Below are 16,941 nucleotides of genomic sequence, written 5' to 3'. Positions count from 1 at the left end.
TTCCGGCGCGCTACGGATCGCGGAGCCGGGCCACGGGCCCGGCTCCGCGCACGGCGGAGGTGAGACCCATGAAGGCGACCGAGACCATCGGCCGTGTTCCGGTGCGTGACGTCCGGCCGGCCCCGGAGTGCGGCGGGCGTCCCGCGAAGGCGGTTCCCGGCGAGACGTTCCCGGTCACCGCCACGGTGTTCCGTGAGGGACACGACGCCGTCGGTGCCAATGTGGTGCTGTGCGACCCGGAGGGCCGCCCCGGCCCCTGGACGCCGATGCGCGAGCTGGTGCCCGGCACCGACCGCTGGGGCGCCGAGGTCACCCCGGACGCCACAGGCCGCTGGACGTATCACGTGGAGGCCTGGAGCGCCCCGCTGCGCACCTGGCGGCGGCACGCCCGGATCAAGATCCCGGCGGGCGTCGACACCGGCCTGGTCCTGGAGGAGGGCGCCGAACTCTACGAGCGGGCGGCCGCCGGGGTCCCCGAGGGCCCGGAGCGCGAGCGGGTCCTGGCGGCGGCCCAGGCCCTGGGCGACGACTCGCTGCCCCTGCACACCCGGCTGGCGAACGCGCTGGCTCCCGAGGTGGACGAGATCCTCGCCCGCTTCCCGCTGCGGGAGCTGGTGACCGCCTCCGAGCCGCTGCCGCTGCTCGTCGAGCGCGAACGGGCCCTGTACGGCTCGTGGTACGAGTTCTTCCCGCGTTCCGAGGGCACCCCCGAGCAGCCGCACGGCACGTTCAGGACGGCCGCCCGCCGGCTGCCGGCCATCGCGGCGATGGGCTTCGACGTCGTCTACCTCCCGCCGATCCACCCGATCGGGACCACCTTCCGCAAGGGCCGCAACAACACGTTGAGCGCGGACCCGCAGGACGTGGGGGTGCCGTGGGCGATCGGTTCGCCCGAGGGCGGCCATGACGCGGTGCACCCGCAGCTGGGCACGATCGAGGACTTCCGGTGGTTCGTGGCCGAGGCCGGCCGCCACGGCCTGGAGATCGCGCTGGACTTCGCGTTGCAGTGCTCCCCGGACCACCCCTGGGTGGAGAAACACCCGGAGTGGTTCCAGCACCGGCCGGACGGCACCATCGCCTACGCGGAGAACCCGCCGAAGAAGTACCAGGACATCTACCCCATCGCGTTCGACGCCGACATGGACGGCCTGATCGCCGAGACGGTCCGGGTGCTGCGGCACTGGATGGACTGCGGGGTGCGGATCTTCCGCGTCGACAACCCCCACACCAAGCCCGTGGTGTTCTGGGAACGCGTGATCGCCGAGATCAACGCGGCCGATCCGGACGTCGTCTTCCTCGCCGAGGCCTTCACCCGCCCCGCGATGATGCGCACCCTCGCGCAGATCGGCTTCCAGCAGTCCTACACCTACTTCACCTGGCGCACCACCAAGCAGGAACTCACCGAGTACGCCACCGAACTCGCCCAGGAGAGCGCCGCGTACATGCGGCCGAACTTCTTCGTCAACACCCCCGACATCCTGCACGCCTACCTCCAGCACGGCGGCCGCCCCGCCTTCGAGGCCCGTGCCGTGCTCGCCGCCACCCTCTCCCCCACCTGGGGCATCTACAGCGGCTACGAACTCTGCGAGAACACCCCCCTCACAGAGGGCAGCGAGGAGTACCTCGACTCGGAGAAGTACCAGCTCAGGCCCAGGGACTGGGAGCGCGCGGAGACGGAGGGCATCGCGCCCCTCATCACCCGCCTCAACGCCGTCCGGCGCGCCCACCCCGCGCTCAGGCACCTGCGCAACCTGCGCTTCCACCACACGGACAACGACTCCGTCCTCGCGTACAGCAAGCGGACCGGCGCGGACACGGTTCTGGTGGTCGTCAACCTCGACCCCCACCACACCCAGGAGGCCACGGTCTCGTTGGACATGCCGCAACTCGGCCCGGACCGGGACGGCGCCCTGTCCGTGCGGGACGAACTGACGGGTGAGGCCTACGCGTGGGGCAGGACCAACTACGTGCGTCTCACACCCGGCCGGACACCGGCGCACGTGTTCCACGTGACGCGGCCGGCACCAGCGAACGGAGGGTCCAGCGCGTCATGACTGTCAACCAACCCGTCCCGGACACCTTCGAGGACACTCCCGCCAAGGACCGGGACCCGGACTGGTTCAAACGCGCGGTCTTCTACGAGGTCCTGGTGCGCTCCTTCCAGGACAGCGACGGCGACGGCGTCGGCGACCTCAAGGGCCTGACCGCCAAGCTCGACTACCTCCAGTGGCTCGGCGTCGACTGCCTCTGGCTGCCGCCCTTCTTCAAGTCCCCGCTGCGGGACGGCGGTTACGATGTCGCCGACTACACCTCGGTGCTTCCCGAGTTCGGCGACCTGGCCGACTTCGTGGAGTTCGTCGACGCGGCCCACCAGCGCGGAATGCGCGTCATCATCGACTTCGTCGTCAACCACACCAGCGACCAGCACCCGTGGTTCCAGGAGTCCCGCACCAACCCCGACGGGCCGTACGGGGACTACTACATGTGGGCGGACGACGACAAGCAGTACCAGGACGCGCGGATCATCTTCGTCGACACCGAGGTCTCCAACTGGACCTTCGACCCCGTGCGCGGTCAGTACTACTGGCACCGCTTCTTCTCCCACCAGCCGGACCTCAACTACGAGAACCCGGCGGTGCAGGAGGAGGTGCTGGCCGCCCTGCGGTTCTGGCTGGACCTCGGCATCGACGGCTTCCGCCTGGACGCGGTGCCGTACCTGTACGCGCAGGAGGGCACCAACTGCGAGAACCTGCCGCCCACGCATGAGTTCCTGCGGCGGGTCCGCCGGGAGATCGACGCGATGTATCCGGACACCGTGCTGCTCGCGGAGGCCAACCAGTGGCCGGAGGACGTGGTCGACTACTTCGGCGACTACGCGAAGGGCGGGGACGAGTGCCACATGGCGTTCCACTTCCCGGTCATGCCGCGGATCTTCATGGCCGTGCGCCGCGAGTCCCGCTACCCCGTCTCGGAAATCCTCGCCAAGACCCCCGCCATCCCGTCCGGCTGCCAGTGGGGCATCTTCCTGCGCAACCACGACGAGCTGACCCTGGAGATGGTCACCGACGAGGAGCGCGACTACATGTGGGCCGAGTACGCCAAGGACCCACGCATGCGCGCCAACATCGGCATCCGCCGCCGCCTCGCCCCCCTCCTCGACAACGACCGCAACCAGATCGAACTCTTCACCGCACTGCTGCTCTCCCTGCCCGGCTCGCCGATCCTCTACTACGGCGACGAGATCGGCATGGGCGACAACATCTGGCTCGGCGACCGCGACGCGGTGCGCACCCCCATGCAGTGGACCCCCGACCGCAACGCCGGCTTCTCGAACTGCGACCCCGGGCGGCTGTACCTGCCCACGATCATGGACCCGGTCTACGGCTACCAGGTCACCAACGTCGAGGCCTCCATGTCCTCGCCGTCCTCCCTGCTGCACTGGACCCGGCGAATGATCGAGATCCGCAAGCAGAATCCTGCCTTCGGACTGGGGTCCTACACCGAACTCCAGTCGTCGAACCCGGCGGTGATCGCGTTCCTGCGGGAGTACGAGGACGACCTGGTCCTGTGCGTGCACAACTTCTCCAGGTTCGCCCAGCCCACCGAACTCGACCTGCGGCAGTTCAACGGCCGGCACCCGGTCGAGCTGATCGGCGGGGTGCGCTTCCCCGCCATCGGTGAACTGCCGTATCTGCTCACCCTCGCGGGACACGGCTTCTACTGGTTCCGGCTCTCCCGAGTCGCCTCCCGCACCGGCCGTCGGCGCTGAGCGTGCGGAGCCGAGGAAAGGACGCGTCACCATGACGAAGACCGTCGACCTGCCCCGGAGCACGGCCGCGGGCCTCGACCTCGACGGGCCGCTGGCCTCGCTGGGCGCCCTGCTGCGGGACTGGCTGCCCCGGCAGCGCTGGTTCGCGGGCAAGGACCGGCCCGTCACGGAGCTGGCCGTGCTGTCCGTGACCGAACTCCTCCCCGGCTGCCTGCATCTGCTCGTCCACGCCGACCACTCCGCGGGCGGGGACGCCTCCCCGTCGGGCGACTGCTACCAGCTGCTGCTCGGCGTGCGCCCGCACCGGACGCCCCGGCTGGAGCGGGCGTACATCGGCCGGGCCGAACAGGGCCCGCTGGCCGGGTTCGCGATCTACGACGCCCTGCACGACCCGCACGCCGCCGAGCTGCTGCTGGATCGACTGCGCGTCCCCGGCACCGCCGGTCCGCTGCGTTTCGAGACCGCCCGCGACGCCCGGATACCCGGTGGCCTCGCACCCCGGCTGCTGACCGCCGAACAGTCCAACTCCTCGCTCGTCTACGGCGACTCCTACATCCTGAAGGTGTTCCGGCGGATCCAGCCCGGCATCAACCCGGATCTCGAGGTGCCCGGCGCGCTGGCGGCCCAGGGCTGTGCCCGGGTGCCGGCCCCGGTGGCCTGGTTCCGCACCACCGAACCGAGTCCCGCGACCCTGGGGGTGCTCCAGCCGTTCCTACCCGACGCGGCCGACGGCTGGACCCTGGCCCTGCGCGCGCTCGCGGCGGGGGACGAGTTCACGACCGAGGCGCACGAGCTGGGGCGGGCCACCGCCGAGGTGCATCTCGCGCTGGCCGGCGCCTTCCCGTCCGCGGGCCGCGACGAACACAGCCGCACGGCCGAGGCGATGTCCGCGCGGCTGGAGGCGGCGGCGCACGCGGTGCCCGCGCTGCGGCCGTTCGTGCCCGGACTGCGGGGCGCCTTCGAGGCGCTCGCCGCCTGTGACGGCGGCCCGAGCGCCCAGCGGATTCACGGCGACCTCCATCTCGGGCAGGTGCTGCGGGCGGACCGCGAGTGGTTCGTCATCGACTTCGAGGGCGAACCGTCCCGGCCGCTGGCCGAGCGGCGGGGCCTGCAGTCTCCGGTGCGCGACGTGGCCGGCATGCTGCGGTCCTTCGACTACGCGGCCCGCCAGCGCCGTCCCTGGCGCCCGGAGTGGGCCGGCCGCTGCCGGGAGGCCTACTGCGCGGGCTACGCTGCCCGGGCGGGCTGGGACCCGCGCAAGAAGCACGCGTTGCTGCGCGCCCACGAGACGGACCGCGCGGTGTACGAAGTGGTGTACGAGGCCCGGCACCGGCCGGCCTGGCTTCCGGTTCCGATGGCCGCGATCGAGCGGCTCGCCCGCTGGGGAGGCTGACCTCATGGCATTGCGCGACTCCACGCTCCCCGAGCCCTCGGGACCCTTCCGTACCACGGCCCCGCCGCTGGACGCGGCCGACCGCGGGCGGCTGCTGGCGGGCGCCCACCACGATCCGCACGCGCTGCTCGGCGCCCACCCGGTGGACGGCGGCACCCTCTTCCGTGCGCTGCGCCCGCAGGCCCGCGCCGTGAGCGTGCTGGCCGACGGGGTGCGCAGCCCCCTGGTGTCGGAGGGCGACGGGCTCTTCGCCGCCGTGCTGCCGTACGCCGAGGTGCCGTCGTACACATTGCTCGTCGCGTACGAGGACGGCGAGCACGAGGTGCACGACCCGTACCGTTTCCTGCCCGCGCTCGGTGAGCTGGATCTGCACCTGATCCGGGAGGGGCGCCATGAACAGCTGTGGAAGGCGCTCGGCGCCGAGCCGATGACCCATGACGGGGTGGCCGGGACCCGGTTCACGGTGTGGGCGCCGAACGCCCTGGGCGTGCGGGTCGCAGGGGACTTCACCTGCTGGGACGGCACGCAGTACCCGATGCGCTCACTGGGCGCGGCCGGGGTGTGGGAGCTGTTCCTGCCGGGGGTGGGCGACGGCGCCCGGTACAAGTTCGAGATCACGTCCCGGTACGGCGGCCGGTTCCTCAAGGCCGATCCGATGGCCCGGCGGACGGAGGTGCCGCCCGCGACCGCCTCCATCGTGACGGTCGCGCGGCACGAGTGGACCGACGCCGAGTGGATGGCGCACCGGGGCGACACCCCCGTGCACGAGGCCCCGTTCTCGGTGTACGAGGTCCACCTTCCCTCCTGGCGCCAGGGGCTGACCTATCGTCAGCTCGCCGAGGAACTCCCCGCCTACGTGAACGACCTGGGCTTCACCCACGTCGAGTTCATGCCGGTCGCCGAGCACCCCTTCGGCGGCTCCTGGGGTTACCAGGTCACCGGCTTCTACGCGCCGACCTCCCGGCTCGGCACCCCCGACGACTTCAGGTACCTGGTCGACGCCCTGCACCGGGCCGGCATCGGCGTCATCATGGACTGGGTGCCGGCCCACTTCCCCAAGGACGACTGGGCGCTGGCCCGCTTCGACGGGGACCCGCTGTACGAGCCCGGGGACGACCGGCGGGCCGAGCATCCGGACTGGGGGACCTACGAGTTCGACCTGGGCCGGGTGGAGGTGCGCAACTTCCTGGTCGCCAACGCGGTCTACTGGTGCGAGGAGTTCCACATCGACGGGCTGCGGGTGGACGCGGTCGCCTCGATGCTCTACCTCGACTACTCGCGGGATTCCGGACAGTGGACGCCGAACGTGTTCGGCGGCCGCGAGGACCTGGACGCGGTGGCGTTCCTCCAGGAGATGAACGCGACCGTGTACCGGCGCGCGCCGGGTGTGGTGACCATCGCCGAGGAGTCCACCGCGTGGGACGGGGTGACGCGGCCGACCGACAGCGGCGGCCTGGGCTTCGGGCTGAAGTGGAACATGGGGTGGATGCACGACTCGCTGGAGTACATCCGGCACGAGCCGGTCCACCGCAAGTACCACCACCACGAGATGACCTTCTCGATGGTCTACGCGTACAGCGAGAACTACGTCCTGCCCATCTCCCACGACGAGGTGGTCCACGGCAAGCAGGCCCTGGTGTCGAAGATGCCGGGCGACTGGTGGCAGCAACGCGCCAATCACCGCGCCTATCTCGGCTTCATGTGGGCCCATCCCGGCAAACAGCTGCTTTTCATGGGGCAGGAGTTCGCCCAGGGCGGCGAGTGGTCGGAGGCCGAGGGGCCGCACTGGTGGTTGCTGGACCCCGGGTACGCGGCCGAGGCCGATCACCGGGGTGTCCGGGATCTGGTCCGCGATCTCAACTCCGTGTACCGCACCCGGCCCGCCCTGTGGCAGCGCGACACGGATCCGGTGGGCTTCCAGTGGGTCCTGGGGGACGCGGCGGAGGACAACGTCTTCGCGTTCCTGAGGTTCGACGCCGAGGCCCGGCCGCTGCTGGCGGTCTCCAACCTCTCCCCCGTCGTCCGGCCCGGTTACCGTCTGGCCGTGCCCGAGGGCACGCCCGTCTGGCGGGAGATCCTCAACACGGACAGCGCGCGCTACGGCGGCGGGGACGTCGTCAGCAGGGGCCCGTTGCTCGCCGACGAGGGGGCGCTGCGGCTGACGCTGCCGCCGCTGGGCACCGTGTGGCTTGAGCCTGTCGTCCCGTAGCCCGGGGACGGCGCCCGCACGTGTTTCCCGCGCCGGGGCGGGGCAGTTCGGGTGAAAGACCCGCCGCGCCCGGTCGCGGCCCGGCCGGAGGGCGGTTCCCCTTGCTGCGTACCGTCGGAGTGGAGGAAGAACTCCTGCTGGTCCACCCGGACAGCGGCGAGCCGATGCCCCAGTCGGCCGCCGTCCTGGACCGCGCCGCCCAGGACGACCCCGGGCAGCTGGTGTTCCAGAAGGAACTCTTCGGGCAGATGCTGGAGTTGGCGACCAGTCCGCAACAGGACATGACCGATCTCGGCGCCGAGATCGCCCGCTGTCGCAAGGAGGCGGCCCGGCTCGCCGGGGAGATCGGCTGCGCGGTCGCCGCGCTCGCCACCTGCCCCGTGCCCGTGGCGCCCGCGCTCACCCGGCACGACCGCTACCACTGGATGGCGGGACGGTTCGGGACCGCCACCACGGACTGGTTCGTCTGCGGCTGCCACGTGCATGTGTCGGTGGAGTCCGACGAGGAGGGCGTCGCCGTCCTCGACCGGTTGCGGCCGTGGCTTCCGGTGCTGCGCGCGATCAGTGTCAACTCGCCGTTCTGGCAGGGCCGGGACTCCGGTTACGCCAGCTTCCGCAGCCGGCTGTGGGCGCGCGGTCCGTCGGCGGGGCCGACCGAGCTGTTCGGCACGCCGCAGGGGTACCGGCGGCGGGTCGCGGACATGGTGGCCAGCGGGGTCATCCTGGACACGGGGATGGTGTACTTCGACGCACGCCTGTCCGAGCACTACCCGACGGTGGAGGTCCGGGTGGCCGACGTCTGCCTGCGCGCCGACACCACCGTCCTCGTCGCCGCGCTGACCCGCGCCCTGGTGGAGACGGCCGCGCGCGACTGGCGGGCCGGCCGGCCGCCGCTCGACCACAGCGTGAGCATGCTCAGGATGGCCTCCTGGCAGGCCGCCCGCACCGGACTGGAGGCGGAACTCCTGCATCCGGTGACCATGCGGCCGCGTCCCGCGGACGAGGTGCTGCGGGCGCTGCTGGCGTACACCGCGGCCGCGCTGGCCGACAGCGGCGACACCAGCGGAGTCGAGGAGGCCCTGGCACAGCTGCTGCACAGGGGGACCGGGGCCCGCGAGCAGCGGTCGTTCCTGGAGCGCACCGGGAGCCTGCGGGACGTCGTCGTGGAATGTGTGCGCCGAACGCAGGGGTGAGCGCATGTCATCGGGCGGACACGAGTTGACCGTTCCTGGCACGGGGCGCGCTCCCCTGGGCTAGATTCGACCCGCGTCGACGACAGTACCGATCGGGAGGGTCACCCTCCGTACAACCAGGAGCAGCGCATGCGCGACTACGCCCTCGCTCCGACGACCGCTTCGACCCTGACCGGCGGGCTCGCCGACAGCATCTTCGAGACGGCGGACCGGAACCCGACCCTGCCGGTGCTGGCGCGCCGGCCCGACGAACCGGCCACGGGCTGGGAGGAGGTCAGCGCGGTCGAACTGCGCGACGAAGTGGTCGATCTGGCCAAGGGACTGATCGCTTCGGGGATCTCGCCCGGACAGCGCGTGGCCATGATGGCACGTACGCGCTACGAGTGGACGGTGCTGTGCCTGGCGCTGTGGTCGGTGGGCGCGGAGGTCGTGCCGATCCACCCGACGTCCTCCCGGGACCAGGTCGAGTGGATCCTGCGGGACGCTCGCTGCGTGGCCGTGGTGGTCGAGGACGAGCAGGCGGTCATGACCGTGGGCACCGTCTGCGAGCACCTGCCCGGGCTCAGACACGTGTGGCAGCTGGACTCCGGGGCGTTGCCGGATCTGGTGCAGCGGGGCAGGTTCGTCCCGCTGACCACGGTGGAGTCGCTGCGCCGGATCGTCATGCCGGACTCCACGGCGGCCATCACCTACACCTCGGGCACCTCCGGCCGGCCGCTCGGCTGCGCGCTGAGCCACCGCGGTCTCGCGTACCCGTGCGACACCCTGCTGGCCGGCTGGGGGCACACCGCCGCGCGCCCCGGCGAACAGGCCTCGGTCCTGGCCTACCTGCCGTTCTCGCACGTGTACGGCCTGATGATCATGGTGATCTGCCTGCGCGGCGGGATCCTGATGGGCCACGAGCCGGAGATGTCCGAGACGGCGCTGGCCTCGGCGCTCGGGACCTTCCGGCCGACCTATCTGTACGCGGTGCCGTCGGTGCTGGAGAAGCTGTACAAGACGTTCCTGCGGACCGCCCAGCAGTCGGGCCGCGGGGCCCTGTTCGAGCGGGCCGTGGAGACCGCGCGGGACTTCGCCGCCGCCGAGGAGCGGCAGCGGCTGGGCACGGGCGCGGGCCCCGGCTTCGACCTGCGGCTGCAACACGCCCTGTACGAGCGGACGGTGTACCGCAAACTGCGGGCGGCGCTCGGCGGCCGGGTGCTGCGGGCCACCTCCGGCGGCTCCTCGCTCAGCCGTGAACTCACCCTGTTCTTCGAGGGCATCGGCATCCCGGTGCACGACGGGTACGGACTGACCGAGTCCAGCGGCGGGATCACCATGCAGCCACTGGGCCGGGAGAAGTCGGGCACGGTCGGCCAGGCCCTGCCGGGCACCCAGATCCAGGTGGCCGACGACGGCGAGATCCTGGTGCGCGGACCGTCCGTGTTCCAGGGATACGTCGGGGACGACTACGCGACCCGGGCCGCGCTGCGCGGCGGCTGGCTGGCCACCGGGGACATCGGGCGGCTCGACCCGGAAGGTTATCTGACCATCACCGGCCGCAAGAAGGACATCATCATCACCAGCAGCGGCAAGAGTGTGGCCCCGGCGCCGCTGGAGCAGCGGCTGCGGATGCACCCGCTGGTGCACCAGGCGGTGGTCGTCGGTGACGACCGGCCCTGCGTGGGCGCGCTGATCACCCTGGACCCGGACTTCCTCGCCCACTGGCGGGGGGCGCTGGCGGTGCCGGGCGACTCACCCCAGCGCGAGGCGCGGGAGGAGAACGCGCTGCGCGAGGAGATCGCCCGGGCCATCGCGTCCGCCAACAGCGTGGTGTCCCGCTCCGAGTCGATCCGGGTCTACCGGGTGCTCCAGGAACCGTTCGCGCCGGGCAACGGCATGCTGACGCCGTCGATGAAGCTGCGCCGGGACGCCATAGCGCACCACTACGCGGCCGAGATCGACGCCATGTACCAGGCCCGCTCACGGGCGGTCCGGCGGCCGGGCTCGCAGGAGCCGGCCGAGTGGGACGACGCCGACGACGTGTTCCGCTGAGCGGATCACGCGTAGCCTGCCCTCCTGCGGGCACTCGCCGCGAAGAAGGAAGAGATCAGCACCCTGACCACGCCCCCTCGCGGGCCGGGAGAGACGAGATGCCGACCGGGCCACGGGACCGCAGACCAGCTGGAGGGGAGACCCTCGACCGTACGGTCTCCTTTCCCGGCGAGCTGAGCAACGTGACCGGCGCCCGGCTCGCCGCGGACGGGTATCTGGCCGACCTGGCGCGGGTCGCGCCGCCCACCGCGCCGGAGTGCTGGGACGACATCCTGCTGGCCGTGACGGAGCTGGCCGCCAACGTCGTGCAGTACGCGCCGGGCCCCTTCGAGCTGCGGATGCGCCGAACCTACGACGGTGTGCACGTCACCATGCACGACACCAGCCAGGTCCGGCCCGAGCCGCGGCCCTTCCATCCGCACAGCGGCGGGGGCGGCGTCGGCTGGCACCTGCTGCACACCCTGTGCGAGCAGGTCAGCGTGGTCGTCACCGAGTCGGGCAAGGACATCCACGCCTTCCTGCCCTGGTGAGAGGCCGGTGGGGCGAGGAGCCCGGTCGGGTCAGGCGGGCCGGTGGGCGACCACCCCGAACATCGTCACCGACATGTGCAGGGCGCCCTGCCCGGCGGCCTCGGTCAGGTCGGCGTACAGGGTGTCGCGCTGCTCCTCGGTGAGCGCGCCGGTGCGGACCGCGGACTCGCCGAGCATGCGGATCAGCGGCCAGGCGACCGTGCGGTGGTCCTGGAGCAGGGCCTGGGAGCCGCGGTCGTCCACGACGAACCCGGCCGCGCCGAGCTGGCCGAGCAGACGGCGCCCGGCATAGGGGTTGGCACCGCCCAGGACGGTGGACATCAGCGCGCTCACGACGTCCGGCTCCGCGGGGTGCAGGAGGGTGGTGCCCCAGTCGGTGTCCAGGAGCGCCACCCGGCCGCCGGGACGCAGCACCCGGGCCATCTCGGCGACCGCCCGGTCCGGTTCGGAGAGGTGCTGGAGCACTCGCTCGCACCACACGACGTCCATCGAGCCGTCGGGCATCGGCAGGGCGAGCGCGTCGCCGTCGGTGAAGCGCGCCCGGCTGTCCGCCGACCGTTCCTCGGCGACCGCGCGCAGCCCGCCGTTGGGCTCGACACCGATCGCGACCCCGTCCGGGCCGACGGCGGCGGCCAGGGCCCGGGTCGCCGAGCCGGTGCCGGAGCCGACGTCGACGACTCGCTCGCCGGGCCGTACCGCCAGCGCCTCCTCGGCCCAGGCGCGCAGCCGCCGCACCCCCGGATTGGCGTCCTGCGAGTCAAGGGCGCCCACCAGCCGGGCCACCCGGGCGGGGTCGATGTGCCGCTTCTGGAAGCCCGTGCCGGGCCGGGTCTGCGCCATGCGGGACACCCTACTGGCGTGCGTGGCGCCGTGGGGCGGCCACGGAACGAACGGAAGTGCGGCGCATACATGTACGTCAGCCGGTTACTCCGGACGATCGAGGGGGCATGCTGGAGCCCACGCGTTCGTCTGCCTGCGCCGCCCGGCTGGCGGAACGGCGTCGGGCACGGTGGGATCGAAGTGGTGCGAAGCAAGCGTTCCGGGGCATCCGAAGGGCGTGAATCCGGGTCTCTGGAGCAGCGGAAAGGGATGGACACCGTGACACGACCCAGGATCCTGGTGGTGGGCGCCGGCTTCGCCGGAGTGGGATGCGTACGCCGCCTGGAGCGGAAACTCGCCCCCGACGAGGCCGACATCACCCTGGTGACCCCGTTCTCCTACCAGCTCTACCTGCCCCTGCTGCCCCAGGTCGCCTCGGGCGTGCTGACCCCCCAGTCGATCGCCGTCTCGCTGCGCCGCAGCAAGAAGTACCGCACCCGGATCATCCCGGGCGGTGCGATCGGCGTGGACCTGAAATCCAAGGTGTGCGTGGTGCGCACCATCACCGACAAGCTCGTCGACGAGCGCTACGACTACATCGTGCTGGCCCCGGGCAGCGTCACCCGCACCTTCGACATCCCGGGCCTGACCGAACACGCCTTCGGCATGAAGACCTTGGCGGAGGCCGCCTACATCCGCGACCACGTCATCTCGCAGCTCGACCTGGCCGACGCCAGCGACGACCCGGCCGAGCGGGCGGCCCGGCTGCAGTTCGTGGTGGTCGGCGGCGGCTACGCGGGCACCGAGACGGCCGCCTGTCTGCAGAAGCTCACCCATGGCGCGCTGGACCGCTACCCGAACCTCGACCCCAAGCTGATCAAGTGGCATCTCATCGACATCGCGCCGAAGTTGATGCCGGAGCTGGGCGACAAACTCGGCCGCAGCGCCCAGGAGATCCTGGCCCGGCGCGGCATCGAGGTGTCCCTCGGGGTGTCGATCGACAAGGCCGGTCCCGAGGAGGTCACCTTCACCGACGGGCGGGTGGTGCCCACCCACACGCTGATCTGGACGGCGGGGGTGGCCGCCAGTCCGCTGATCGCCACGCTGGGCGCGGAGACGGTGAAGGGGCGGCTCGCGGTGAACGCCGAGATGAGCCTGCCGGGCCACGACGGGGTGTTCGCGCTCGGCGACGCGGCGGCCGTGCCGGACAAGGCGAAGGGCGAGGAGGGCGCGGTCTGCCCGCCGACCGCGCAGCATGCCATGCGGCAGGGCAAGGTGGTCGCCGACAACGTCGTCGCGACCCTGCGGGGCCAGGCACTGCGCCCGTACGTCCACAAGGACCTGGGACTGGTGGTGGACCTCGGCGGCACCGACGCGGTCTCCAAGCCGCTGGGCATCGAGCTGCGCGGGCTGCCCGCGCAGGCGGTGGCCCGCGGCTACCACTGGTCGGCGCTGCGCACCAACGTGGCCAAGACCCGGGTCGCGACCAACTGGGTGCTGAACGCGCTGGGCGGCGACGATTTCGTCCGCACCGGCTTCCAGGCCCGCAAGCCCGCCCGGCTCAAGGACTTCGAGTACACGGACACGTATCTGACCCCGGAGCAGGTACGGGAGCGCGCCGAGGGTCCCGGCGACGCCCCCGCGTGACGTCACCGCGTGACGCGGGGCACGGCCGGGCGGGTGCGGTGGGGCGGCCGCTGGGGGCGGAGCTGTGGGGCCGGCTCGCGGCGGCCGACCCCGGGCTGCTCCGCTTCACCGCCGGCCTGCGCACGGTCACCTCGATCGCCCTCGCGCTCGCCGTCCTCGCGGTCCTTCGGGTGGACGTGTTCCATCTGGTGGCCGCGGCCATCACGGCGATGGTGGCCACCTTCGCGATCCGCGAGAAGCAGCTCCCCCGGCAGGCCGTCACGCTCGCCCTCGGCCTGCCGGTGGCGCTGGCCTCCGTGTCGCTGGGCGCGTTGCTCAACCAGCGGGTGGTGCTCGGCGACCTGTTCTTCGTCACGCTCATCTTCTGCGCGGTGTACGGCCGCCGCTTCGGCGACCGGGGCACCGCGCTGGGTCTGATCGGCTTCCAGATCTACTTCGTCTCGCTGTTCGTGCACGCCACCGTGCCCGCGCTGCCCGGCCTGTACGTCGCGATCACGGTGGCGTTCGGCTGTGCCGCCATGGCGCGTTTCCTGCTCGTACGGCAGACACCGGCGGGCATCCTGGACCGGCTGCGGCGGGCCTTTCGGGCCCGGTTCGCCCAGTTGGTCGCCGCGCAGGCGGACTTGCTGGACGCCGGTCCGGACGAACTGGACAAGGCCGTGGAGGAGGTCAGGGTACGGACGGCCCGGCTGCACGAGACGGCGCTGCTGATCCAGGGGCGGCTCGCGGACGGCACCTCCGACGAGTCGGTCGCGAGGCTGGTGCAGCGCCGCATCGCGGACGCCGAGATCGCCGCCGAGCGGCTCGGTCTGCTGCTGCTGACCGCCCGCGGCGCCGGCCGGGCCGACACCCTCACGCTGCATCTGCCGGGGGCCGCGCTGCCGTCGGCCGCTCGGGAGCCGGTGCGGGACGAGTCGATGGAGCGGCTGCGCCTGGACCTGGAGGCGCTGCGGCTGCTGGTGCTGCGTCCGGCCGGACCGCGGTCCGGGACCGCGCTGGCCCAGCTGCGCAACCGGCTGCTCGGCTACCGCGAGGAGGATCACCTGCCGCCCGCCGCGCCCGCCGTACAGGACGTCTTCCGGGGCATCGGTGAGACGGCGCGGGCGGTGCTGGGGCTGCGGATCGCCATGGACGGGCCGCAGGACGAGTCCGACGACACCCCGGCGACCTCCCGCTCCCGTGAGGAACTGGACGCCGAGGACGCGGCCATCGAGGGCGCCGAGGAGAGCGAACCCGAGCCCGAGAAGGCCACCGGGCTGCGCCGGCCCACCACGCGGGCGGCGGTGCAGGTGGCGGTCGGCTCGTCGCTGGCCATCGTGGGCGGCGAGTTCCTGTCCGCGCAGCGCTGGTACTGGGCGGTGCTGACCTGCTGGATCGTCTTCATCAACACCGCGTCCACCGGCGAGATCCTGGTCAAGGGCTACCGACGGCTGCTGGGCACGGTCCTGGGCGTGGTGGCCGGCATCGGTCTGGCCGGGCTGGTGGGGCACCACACCTGGACGGCGTTCGGGCTGGTGCTGCTGTTCGTCTTCGCGATGTTCTACTCGGCTCCGCTGTCGTACACCCTGATGTCGTTCTTCGTGACGGCGATGCTGGGACTGCTCTACACCCTCCTCAACACCTACAGCCTGGACGTGCTGGTGCTGCGGGTGGAGGAGACCGCGCTGGGCGCGGTGTGCGGGGTGATCGCGGCCGCGGTGGTGCTGCCCGTGCACACCGGCCACCGCACGGACGAGCTGCTGGCGGAGACGCTGGACCGGCTGGCGGACGTCACCCGGGCTGCCGCCGAGCAGCTGAGCGGGGCGCCGCCGGTGGACCTGGTGGAGAAGGCCCGCGACCTGGACCAGGCCCTGGCCGACCTGCGGGCGGCCACCGAGCCGCTGACCCATCCGATCGCCCCGTTGCGGTCCCGCCGGGACACCGCCCGGTACGTGGTGGCGCTCCTGGAGACCTGTGCCTACCACGCGCGTTCGCTGGCGGCGACGGCGGAGCTGCTGCCCTCGCACCCGGCCATCGCGGCGGACCCCCGGCTGCGCGGGGCCGGCCGCCGGATCGTGCACAACATCGAGGCGATCGCCGCCCACGTGGCCGGCCGGCAGCCGGCCCCCGCGATCGAGACCGGTTCCAGCATCGCGTCGATGCTGGAACCGGGCACCCTGCGCGCCCCGCGCTACGGCCGGGTGACCGACCGGGTGCTACGGCATCTGCAGCGGCTGGACGAGGCCGTGGTGGGCCTGGCCCGGCCGCTGAAGGTACCGGTCGGACCGCGCGCCGGCTGACCCTGGTTCAGGAGGACGGTTCGGCGAACCGTCCCATCGCTTCGGCGCGGACGCGGGCGCAGCTGCGGCTGATGAGGCGGGAGACGTGCATCTGGGAGATGCCGAGCTGGTCGGCGATGCGGCTTTGGGTCATGTCCTCGAAGAAGCGCATGTAGAGGATGGCGCGTTCGCGTTCGGGCAGGCGGCGCAGGCCTTCCTTGGCGGCTTCGCGGTCGATGACGGTGTCGTAGGAGCCGTCGGTGTCGCCGAGGGTGTCGGCGAGGCTGTAGCCGTCCTCGGTGCTGGACAGTTCGGCGTCCAGGGACAGGGTGCTGAAGCTTTCGAGGGCTTCCAGGCCTGCGGTGACCTCGTCCTCGGTGAGCCCGGTGTGGGCGGCGAGGTCGGCGATGCCGGGTTCGGGGGAGCCGGGGTTCTCGGTCAGGGCGCGGCGGGCGACGCGGACGCGATTGCGCAGTTCCTGGACGCGGCGGGGCACGCGCAGGGCCCACATGCGGTCGCGGAAGTGGCGTTTGACCTCGCCGGTGATGGTGGGTACGGCGTAGCTCTCGAAGGCGCCGCGGGAGGGGTCGTAGCGGTCGACGGCCTTGACCAGACCGAGGGCGGCGACCTGGCGGAGGTCCTCGACCGCTTCGCCGCGGTCGCGGAAGCGGCCGGCGATGCGGTGGGCCATGGGCAGCCAGGCCGCGACCAGTTCGTCGCGCAGCGCGTCGCGCTCGGGGCCCTCGTCGAGGGCGGCGAGACGGGCGAAGAGGGCCGCTGTGTCAGGGGCGTCGTCGTGGGTGCGGCGGGACGTCCCCGCGGCGGTGTGGCCGGGCGTCCCGGGACGGCTGGTCGACAAGTCGGTGAGCATACGGAATCGCTCCTGAACTGTGGGTTTCAGGGCGTCACCGGAACGTGGTTCCGGGAATCGACCCGAACTGTGGTGTCAGGGTCGCCGCGGGAGCACCGTCCGGACCGTGGTGCGGGTCCGGGGGCTGTGGAGTCACCGCTCCCTCCGGCGCGCGCCTCCGGTCCGAAGCACGACACTCCGCCTGCCCCCTCACACCCGACGCAAACACCGCCGGAGAA

Annotated in this window: 11 protein-coding genes; 9 read left to right on the top strand and 2 right to left on the bottom strand. The window is 72.1% G+C overall.

The features are described 5' to 3' along the window. Positions 1-68 precede the first annotated feature (68 nt). From ACZ3KP_RS36750 to ACZ3KP_RS36720, 7 genes are all read left to right on the top strand, one after another. On the top strand, positions 69-2,054 hold the full coding sequence (locus ACZ3KP_RS36750; protein WP_467505014.1) for an alpha-1,4-glucan--maltose-1-phosphate maltosyltransferase: 1,986 nt from the start codon (positions 69-71) through the stop codon (positions 2,052-2,054). Then, entirely contained in the window at positions 2,051-3,769 is a 1,719-nt protein-coding gene (gene treS, locus ACZ3KP_RS36745) for a maltose alpha-D-glucosyltransferase (RefSeq protein ID WP_467505012.1), read from the top strand. Before ACZ3KP_RS36750 ends, treS begins: the two co-directional genes overlap by 4 nt. 31 nt (positions 3,770-3,800) lie before the next feature. Further along, positions 3,801-5,162, top strand: a complete 1,362-nt coding sequence (locus ACZ3KP_RS36740; protein ID WP_360568192.1) for a maltokinase N-terminal cap-like domain-containing protein — start codon at positions 3,801-3,803, stop codon at positions 5,160-5,162. A 4-nt stretch (positions 5,163-5,166) separates the two neighbouring features. Beyond that, entirely contained in the window at positions 5,167-7,371 is a 2,205-nt protein-coding gene (gene glgB / locus ACZ3KP_RS36735) for a 1,4-alpha-glucan branching enzyme (protein WP_467505010.1), read from the top strand. 104 nt (positions 7,372-7,475) lie between these two features. Continuing rightward, positions 7,476-8,564, top strand: coding sequence for a glutamate--cysteine ligase (locus ACZ3KP_RS36730; protein ID WP_467505053.1), 1,089 nt, complete (start codon positions 7,476-7,478; stop codon positions 8,562-8,564). Positions 8,565-8,693: 129 nt separating this feature from the next. Further along, entirely contained in the window at positions 8,694-10,598 is a 1,905-nt protein-coding gene (locus ACZ3KP_RS36725; RefSeq protein ID WP_467505008.1) for an AMP-dependent synthetase/ligase, read from the top strand. Positions 10,599-10,696: 98 nt separating this feature from the next. After that, complete coding sequence (locus ACZ3KP_RS36720) at positions 10,697-11,128, top strand: ATP-binding protein (protein WP_467505007.1); 432 nt, start codon at positions 10,697-10,699, stop codon at positions 11,126-11,128. 30 nt (positions 11,129-11,158) lie between these two features. On the opposite strand, the gene ACZ3KP_RS36715 is transcribed toward ACZ3KP_RS36720, so the two are convergent. Then, entirely contained in the window at positions 11,159-11,968 is an 810-nt protein-coding gene (locus ACZ3KP_RS36715) for a methyltransferase domain-containing protein (protein WP_467505005.1), read from the bottom strand. Between the two features lie 249 nt (positions 11,969-12,217). On the opposite strand from ACZ3KP_RS36715, the gene ACZ3KP_RS36710 reads away from it, so the two are divergent. Continuing rightward, the gene (locus ACZ3KP_RS36710; protein WP_467505003.1) at positions 12,218-13,594 is read left to right on the top strand and encodes an NAD(P)/FAD-dependent oxidoreductase; all 1,377 of its coding nucleotides are present in this window, start codon (positions 12,218-12,220) and stop codon (positions 13,592-13,594) included. Between the two features lie 62 nt (positions 13,595-13,656). Then, positions 13,657-15,873, top strand: a complete 2,217-nt coding sequence (locus ACZ3KP_RS36705; protein WP_467505051.1) for an FUSC family protein — start codon at positions 13,657-13,659, stop codon at positions 15,871-15,873. Positions 15,874-15,880: 7 nt separating this feature from the next. On the opposite strand, the gene ACZ3KP_RS36700 is transcribed toward ACZ3KP_RS36705, so the two are convergent. Continuing rightward, positions 15,881-16,723: a SigB/SigF/SigG family RNA polymerase sigma factor gene (locus ACZ3KP_RS36700; protein ID WP_467505001.1), complete on the bottom strand. Its 843-nt coding sequence runs from the start codon at positions 16,721-16,723 to the stop codon at positions 15,881-15,883. Positions 16,724-16,941: the final 218 nt, after the last annotated feature.

This window comes from Streptomyces sp. NPDC020958 (assembly GCF_055562175.1).
The sequence above is the reverse complement of the archived record's forward strand: the minus strand, read 5'-3'. Positions and strand labels throughout refer to the sequence as shown.